Origin of the sequence: Okeania sp. SIO2C9 (genome assembly GCF_010672455.1) — a bacterium.
Taxonomy (GTDB): Bacteria; Cyanobacteriota; Cyanobacteriia; order Cyanobacteriales; family Microcoleaceae; genus Okeania.
Genome location: NZ_JAAHGO010000227.1, coordinates 1 through 1408 on the forward strand (window position 1 = coordinate 1; position 1408 = coordinate 1408).

The window sequence follows — 1408 nt, forward strand, 5'->3', positions numbered from 1 at the left end:
CTGATGCTTCTTGGATAAAATTAGAAAGATGGAATAGTTTATCCCAAGAAGAAAAAGAAAAGTTTGCTCCGATTTGCCCGGATTTTGTGGTGGAATTAATGTCACCTTCAGATAATCTGAAAACTCTCCAAGCAAAAATGACAGAATATATGCAAGAACCGGGGGTAAAATTAGGTTGGTTAATTGATAGAAAGCAAAAGAAAGTTTATATTTATCGCCCAGGAATGCCTACTGAATGTTTAGAAAATCCTGATAGTGTGAGTGGGGAAAAAGTCTTGCCTGGGTTTGTGTTAAATATGAGCAAAGTTTGGTAAATGGAAGGGAAATAAATTATGCTTGACGACCAGATTATTTTGCAAATGCCTCCAGATTTACAAATGACAGAGGAACAATTTTTTGAATTCTGTCAAATTAACCGAGATTTACCGAAAAATTGTGGGTATGCGCCTCCCCTTTTAAGGGGATAATAAATAAAAATTTTCATCTCTTTGTCAATCCTCTTCTTTTCAAGGAGAGGTAATTATTAATTATTCATTATTAATTATTCATTATTGAAGGATATAAACTAATAAATCTGGAGAATTATTAATTGTGTCTCTCACTGGTGATGAAAAACAAAATAAATTTTATATTTATCGCCAATAAACGCCTATAGAATGTTTAGAAAATATTGACAGTGTAAGTAGATAGCCAGTATTGCCTGGGTTGATTTTAGATATGAGCAAAGTTTGATAAATAGGAGGGAAAATTATGTGGGAAAACCCAATGGTTTTAAAAATACCTTCAGATTGGAAGATAACGGAGGAAAATTTTTTTGAATTTTGTCAAATTAACCAAGATTTACAGATAGAAACTAATAAATCTGGAGAATTATTAATTATGTCTCCCAATGGTTCATAAACAGGAAATAGAGAATTTAATCTATGTGTGCAATTAGGAATATGGTCAGAGCAAGATGGTACAGGTATAGCTTTTAGTTCCAGTACTGGATTTACTCTTTCTACAGGAGCGAAAAAATCTCCTGATGCTTCCTGGATAAAATTAGAAAGATGGAATAGTTTATCTCAAGAACAAAAAGAAAAGTTTGCTCCGATTTGCCCGGATTTTGTGGTGGAATTAATGTCACCTTCAGATAATCTGAAAACTCTTCAAGCAAAAATGACAGAATATATGCAAGAACCGGGGGTAAAATTAGGTTGGTTAATTGATAGAAAACAAAAGAAAGTTTATATTTATCGCCCAGGAATGACTACCGAATGTTTAGAAAATCCTGATAGTGTGAGTGGGGAACCAGTATTGCCTGGATTTGTTTTAAATATGCAGAAAGTTTGGTAAATAGGAGGGAAAATTATCCTCGAAGAAACAATGATTTTACAAATGTCTCCAGATTTACAAATGACAGAAGAAC

Annotated in this window: 2 protein-coding genes and 1 pseudogene; all 3 read left to right on the forward strand. The window is 33.0% G+C overall.

Features of this window, described 5'->3' with window-relative positions; genetic code table 11:
- On the forward strand, positions 1-314 hold a 314-nt coding region (locus F6K23_RS40505; protein WP_293166860.1), incomplete at its 5' end, for a Uma2 family endonuclease.
- 18 nt (positions 315-332) lie between these two features.
- Positions 333-467 (forward strand): hypothetical protein, encoded by a 135-nt coding sequence (locus F6K23_RS40510; protein WP_293166862.1) that lies wholly within the window; start codon positions 333-335, stop codon positions 465-467.
- A 283-nt stretch (positions 468-750) separates the two neighbouring features.
- Positions 751-1335, forward strand: a pseudogene (locus F6K23_RS40515) (Uma2 family endonuclease).
- Positions 1336-1408 lie beyond the last annotated feature (73 nt).